The sequence below is a fragment of the Bradyrhizobium sp. CCBAU 45321 genome (genome assembly GCF_028128975.1).
Classification (GTDB): Bacteria; Pseudomonadota; Alphaproteobacteria; order Rhizobiales; family Xanthobacteraceae; genus Bradyrhizobium; species Bradyrhizobium yuanmingense.
Map to the genome: position 1 here is coordinate 1 of NZ_LFKZ01000079.1, position 6,258 is coordinate 6,258.

Below are 6,258 nucleotides of genomic sequence, written 5' to 3' on the forward strand. Positions count from 1 at the left end.
GCGGATTGCGCACCGAGATGGCGCCGGATAGCGTCTTGTGGATGTAGATGTTGGCCGGAATCGGCTCGGTGCAGGCGCTGGTGCCGCCGCAGATGATGCTGATCGAGGCGGTCGGCGCAATCGCGATCTTGTGGCTGAAGCGCGCCATCACGCCGCGTTCCAGGGCATCCGGGCACGGGCCACGCTTGCGAGCGAGCGCCACGGATGCCGCATCGGCATCGCGACGAAGTTTTCGGAAGATGTTCAGATTGAATGACTTGGCCACGGCACCCTCCATTGGAATGCCCTTGGCCTGGAGAAACGAGTGAAAGCCCATGACGCCGAGGCCAACGGAGCGCTCGCGCAGGGCGGCGTAGCGGGCACGCTTCATTCCGTCCGGCGCCACCGTGATGAAATGGGTGAGCACGTTGTCTAGGAAGCACATGACGTCCTCGATGAAGCCGGGCTCCTTATTCCACTGGTCCCAGGTCTCGAGGTTGAGCGACGACAGGCAGCACACCGCTGTGCGCTCCTCGCCGCGATGATCGATGCCGGTCGGCAGGGTAATCTCGCTGCACAGGTTGGAGGTCGAGACCTTGAGGCCTAGCTCGCGCTGGTGCTTGGGGAGCGCGCGGTTCACGGTGTCGATGAACAAGAGATAAGGCTCGCCGGTTTGCAGCCGGTTCTCAAGGATGCGTTGCCACAGCTGGCGGGCATCGATCTCGCGGACAACCTTGTTAGTGTTCGGGCTGCGCAGAGCGACTGCGGTGCCGGCACCTACGGCACGCATGAACTCGTCGGTGACGTTGATGCCGTGATGCAGGTTGAGGCTCTTGCGGTTGAAGTCGCCAGACGCCTTGCGGATCTCGAGGAACTCCTCGATCTCGGGATGGTGGATATCGAGATAGACCGCCGCCGAGCCGCGCCGCAACGAGCCCTGGCTGATCGCCAGGGTGAGGCCGTCCATGACGTGGATGAACGGGATGATGCCCGAGGTCACGCCGCCCCTCGCCTCCTCGCCGATCGAGCGAACATTGCCCCAGTAGGTGCCGATGCCGCCGCCGTTGGAAGCAAGCCAGACGTTCTCGTTCCAGGTGCCGACGATGCCTTCGAGCGAGTCCGGCACTGAGTTAAGGAAGCACGAGATCGGAAGGCCGCGCGTGGTGCCGCCATTGGAGAGCACCGGTGTGGCCGGCATGAACCACAGCCGAGACATCGCATCATATAGACGTTGGGCATGCGCAACATCGTCCGCGAAGGCGCAAGACACTCGGGCGAACATGTCCTGGATGCCTTCGCCGGGAAGCAGATAACGGTCGGTCAGCGTCAACTTACCGAACGACGTCACCAGGTCGTCCCGCGACCAATCGAGGGTGATGTCAGACGGCGTGGGCGATGGCGCCAGGGGCTTCGGCAGGGGAGCCGGCGATGCTGGGGGCCGCACAAGACACGGCTCAGGCTTGGTAGGCTTTGCCTGCGCCCGGGGTTGCCGCACACTCGGCAGCTCAATGAGATGACCATACTGATCGAAGTTGTAAGACGGCGACACCGGCACCCCCGCGATATTTGGGGCCGGGACCGTGCGGACGATTTGCGAGGAGACCGGGCAAATGTCCCCTGCAGCAAGCGATCCACCGGGGCACCCGGCCCGAGGACATGTGTTCTGTCGCGGCAGATCTCCTGGCTAGCGGGTCGCTGCGGCTGTGGCGCTATCGCAATGGCCGCTGCCGACGCATTGGGTTCCCTTCTAGCTTCCATTCTACAATATATGGGTATAGAATACCGTGACGGCACCACATATATGCGCAGCTACGGGACTCGTCAAGGCGGAACCGTAAAGTTAACGAGTTGGTGCAGCCCCGAGGTCGAGGTTCGAAATTCGCCGAGCGCCTGTCCTGAAGGGCCTCACTCAAAAAGCATAGCGTCTCAAGGACTGGCCAATCGGCGAGTGAGGAGCCTGAGATGGCCGACGAGCAGCCAAGCGAGCTCGGCGGGGGCGGAACCTTCGAAGTCTTTGCAGAGGCGCGGACATCTGCCGAGCCGTGCAAAGGTGCGCTCGACGGCCCTGCGCCTGGGCGGGAGTGGAAGCCTTGGACGCGGGGCGGTCGCTCGACGATCTCGATCGTCCACGGCCCCCAGTGGGAGAGTGCTTGACGAGCTGTTTGCCGCGATAGATCCGATCGGCAAAGATGTGCTCAAGCCGCGGTCTCGCAAATTCTGCAACAGGGGAGCAGCACCATGGACATCCTGAATGTTGGCATCGATCGGTTCGCGGTCCGCGAATTGAGTTGGGCCGGATCGGGTTTCGGTTGCCATACGCGTCTCGCCATTCATCGCTTTCTGTGGCCCTTAGATCAAAATTGTCTGGAGCGCGACCGCAATCGATGCAGCCGCCCGTGGCAATGTCCCACGCTTAGTGGATTTGACCCCTTCGCAGGCCGGGCGAGCCGCCGCACGTGCTCAGTTGTCTGGCCTCGAACATAAGCCGTCCTCAACCGAACGCGGTCATGTCAGGTTATTGCCAATCAATCCTAACGGGATGAGGCGGAGCTATGCTTGAATCTGGGTGACGGAGCCGATAAGGCGGCGTGGCTTTGCTGTGTCGGAATGAAGCCGTTCGCAACATTGGCGTGAGCGGCGGCGAGGAACCGTGTTGTATCTCACCAACGACCTTGAAGCCGTGACGTTGGTAAAAGGGAATGTTTTCAGGGTTCGAGCTTTCGAGGTTGGCAGCAATGCCGTCCTCATCGCATCGTTGAAGGGCGTATTTCGTCAGCAACGTACCAAGCCCTTTTCCGACCCAGTTCGGACCGACGGGAATGAGTGGCAGATACCAATGTGGCTCGTGGGGATGATGTTCGGCCATTCTCCGCCGCAAGTGTGCCATATCCTCCGTGATCTCCGGGCGCAGGGATAGACCATGATTGCATCCAACGCCTCCTCATCTTGCTGCCCGTTGGGATGCAGCCACAGGGCCGCGCCACGAATCTCTCCCGCGACGTAAGCTGTGCCATAGAGCCTGACCAAAAAAGAAAGTTGAGTGATTTAGTTCGTTGTGATTCCTTCGTGTTTGCGAAGACCCGAGGGAGAACAACATGTGTTGGACTGAAATCACCCGCGCACAATATCGGCGCGATGGACTTGGTTATGCAAGCGACATGACGGACGCGGAATGGGAATTGATCGAGCCGTTGATGCCAGTCCCCGCAAGATCAGTCTGCGCGTGATCATGAATGCGATTCTCTACATTGGAGCCAGCGGCTACCAATGGCGAGCGCTGCCGAAGGATTTCCCGCCGTGCTCGACTGTTCAGTACCATTTTTATAAGTGGCGCGGTTCTGGCTTGTGGGGCGCGATCAATGACACTCTGGTCCGGCGCATGCGCGAACGGCAAGGACGCAAACCCACTCCAACGGCCGGAGTTATCGACAGTCAAAGCGTGAAGACCACGGAAAGTGGAGGCCCAAGCGGATTTGCAGTCCCGCTGTTGCGGATCATTGGTCGCCTGTTCCCAACCTGCGTCACATCTTCGCCGATCGTGTCTATCGTGGTCCAAAGTTGCTCGATGCCATTGCTGATCTGGGCCAATGGACGATTGAAATCGTCACCCTTTCCGTAAGCGTCGTTCTCAGGCCACGGCTTGGAGGGCTTGAGCGCGGTAGGCGCAGGGCAGTAGCTGGTCGATCTCGCGGTTGGGATGCCCGTTGACGATCCTGGTCAGGACGTCGGTGAGATACGCGAGCGGATCGTGGTCGTTGAGCTTGCAAGTCTCGACCAGGGACGCGACGACAGCCCAGTGTTCGGCACCGCCGTCGGATCCGGCAAACAGCGCGTTCTTGCGACTGAGCTTGATGCTACGGATTGATCGTTCGACGGTGTTGTTGTCGAGTTCGATGCGGCCGTCATCGATGAAGCGCGTCAGTCCTTGCCAGCGCGAGAGGGCGTAGCGGATGGCCTCGGCGAGCTTGATCTTCTGGCTGATGAGAGCCAGCTTAGCGCGCAGCCATACCTCGAAGGCATCGGCCAGTGGTCGGCTCTTCTGCTGCCGCACGAGGCGACGTTCCTCCGCGCTGCGACCGCGGATCTCCTTCTCGATCGCATAGAATGCTGCAATGTGCTTCAGCGCCTCGCTTGCGATCGGCGCGGGGCCGGCTCTCGCGAGTTCGTAGAAGTTGCGCCGCATGTGCACCCAGCAGAAGGCGAGCTCGACCTCGCCACGTTCGGCAAGCTTTGGGTAGGCGTTGTAGCCATCGACCTGCACGACGCCCTTGAAGCCGGCAACATGGCTGAACAGCCGCTCGGCCTTGCGGTCGGGTGCATAGACATAGGCGATGCCGGGCGGATCGGGGCCGCGCCAGGGCCTGTCGTCGGCGGCATGGGCCCAGAGCTGGCCGGTCTTGGTGCGCCCTCGACCGGGATCGAGCACCGGCACCGTCGTCTCGTCGGCGAGCGGCTTGGACCTCGCGCGAAGCACCGTGAGAAGGCGCTCATGCAGCGGGCGCAGATGGAAGGCGGCATGCCCCACCCAGTCCGCCAGTGTCGATCGATCGAGAGCGATGCCCTGTCGGGCATAGATCTGGGCCTGCCGGTAGAGCGGCAGATGATCGGCATATTTGGACACCAGAACCTGGGCGACGGTTGCCTCCGTCGGCGGTCCGCCCTCGATCAGCCGGGCCGGAGCCTCGGCCTGCAGGACGCCATCCTCGCAAGCGCGACTGGCGTATTTGGGACGCCGGGTGACGACAACGCGGAACTGGGCCGGCACCATGTCCAGCCGCTCGCTCCTGTCCTCGCCGATCTGGTGCAGGTCGCCCCTGCAGCACGGACAGGTCTTGTCGTTGATGTCGACGACGACCTCGATCCGCGGCAGATGCGCCGCTAGCGCTCCGCGATTGTTGCGGCGCTTGCGTGCGCGCTCCGCCCGGCCTTCCGGAGCTGGTCGGGCCTCTCATGTTCCGATGATTGCCTTCCATGCGTGATGCGGCCATCGACCCCGACGGAGCGGCATCGTCTCGCATAACGACGATGCTCATGCTGCCTTCGTGACTAGGGAACACAGGTCTCCGCGCACATCCACCTTTCGAGGCTCATTCCCGCACCCCGCATGGCTCCTGTCTACACTTCGAACCCCGCGTTGCCGCGACGCCCGCAAGACTCGGTCCCGGCTTGCCTGCTTCGGCTTTGGCCGGATGGGACTTGCACCCACAAGCAATCATCAGCTTGGCATGACGTACTCCCCTGGCGTGGTGTAGCTGAGGGCGTGTGGTCACCACGTTCGGCGGCATCGGCCACTCGTCGAGGAAGGTGGCGAGCTTCGGCAGCTTGGGGCGGAGCTGGTCGGCGACGCGCCGCCACTGCGCCCGCGCCGCCTCGGCATCGTCCTGGGCGCAGGCAGTGGCGATGAACGTGGAGGCGACGCGTCGTCCGCTCTTGCCGGCATGCGCCAGCGCGTTGCGTATGAAGTGCACGCGGGGTCGTCGGAAAGCTGCAATTGGCTGATTCCGTTTTCGTCGGCGATTCGCGATCGGCGGAGCAAACGAGATGCTGGGGCGCAAGGAGCGGGATCGGTTGGAGCTCTTCATCACTGGCTCGCTCAAACAGCTCGTCCCAGATGAGCACGTGCTGCCGCGGGTCGATCGTGTGCTCGACCTATCTTGGCTAAGAAAGAGGTCTCCGTCTGCTATTGCGCGAACGAAGGTCGGCCAGGCATGGATCCGGAAGGCGCGGTACGCCTGATGCTGGCGGGTCTGCTCACCGGCATGTACACGATCGCAGGCTGATGCGGGAGGCTTAGGTCAACATCGCGATTCGCTGGTTTGCTGGTTATGGCCTGCACGAGTAGCTACCGCACCATTCCAGCCTGACGCGCATCCGCCAGCGCTGGGAATAAGAGCGATTCCGTAGGATCTTTAAACGGACTGTCGAGGCCTGTCTGAAGGCCAAGATCGCAAAGCCGAAGTGGTTCATATCGATGCGTCGCTGATCCGCGCCAACGTGAGTTGGGACAGCCTCACCGAGCAGGCATGTGGTGGATGTGCTGAGTGAGAATCAAAGCGAAGATGAAAGCGAGGCTGAGAGGAAGGGCCGGCAAAGCGGCAAAAGAAGATCTGCACCACCGATCTGGATGCGACAATGGGCCACCAATGCCCGAAACCGGCGGCTGGAGTCCGCTTACAAGCAGCACGCTGCCGTCGATAACAAGGTCGGCGTTATTCTGGACGTCGCAGTCACGACCGGACAAACGAACGAAGGGGAGACCTTGCCGGGCTTAATCCAGTT

Annotated in this window: 2 protein-coding genes, 5 pseudogenes and 1 riboswitch; of the genes and pseudogenes, 2 read left to right on the forward strand and 5 right to left on the reverse strand. The window is 61.8% G+C overall.

Features of this window, described 5'->3' with window-relative positions; all coding sequences use genetic code 11:
• The 3 genes and pseudogenes from ACM43_RS10020 to ACM43_RS10030 all read right to left on the reverse strand — a co-directional run.
• The coding region (locus ACM43_RS10020) for a ribonucleoside-diphosphate reductase subunit alpha (protein WP_271539896.1) at positions 1 to 1,327 on the reverse strand (1,327 nt) is incomplete at its 3' end.
• Between the two features lie 305 nt (positions 1,328 to 1,632).
• Positions 1,633 to 1,781: riboswitch (cobalamin riboswitch) on the reverse strand.
• A 124-nt stretch (positions 1,782 to 1,905) separates the two neighbouring features.
• A pseudogene (locus tag ACM43_RS10025) lies at positions 1,906 to 2,238 on the reverse strand (transposase); the annotation flags it as partial.
• A gap of 256 nt (positions 2,239 to 2,494) precedes the next feature.
• Positions 2,495 to 2,866, reverse strand: coding sequence for a GNAT family N-acetyltransferase (locus ACM43_RS10030; protein ID WP_333919208.1), 372 nt, complete (start codon positions 2,864 to 2,866; stop codon positions 2,495 to 2,497).
• Between the two features lie 208 nt (positions 2,867 to 3,074).
• On the opposite strand from ACM43_RS10030, the pseudogene ACM43_RS10035 reads away from it, so the two are divergent.
• Positions 3,075 to 3,594, forward strand: a pseudogene (locus tag ACM43_RS10035) (transposase); the annotation flags it as partial.
• Between the two features lie 13 nt (positions 3,595 to 3,607).
• On the opposite strand, the pseudogene tnpC reads toward ACM43_RS10035, so the two are convergent.
• Positions 3,608 to 4,912 (reverse strand): annotated as a pseudogene (gene tnpC, locus ACM43_RS10040) (IS66 family transposase); the annotation flags it as partial.
• A gap of 358 nt (positions 4,913 to 5,270) precedes the next feature.
• Positions 5,271 to 5,468: pseudogene (locus tag ACM43_RS10045) on the reverse strand (transposase); the annotation flags it as partial.
• A gap of 52 nt (positions 5,469 to 5,520) precedes the next feature.
• Here ACM43_RS10045 and ACM43_RS10050 point away from each other — a divergent pair.
• Positions 5,521 to 6,258 (forward strand): annotated as a pseudogene (locus ACM43_RS10050) (transposase); the annotation flags it as partial.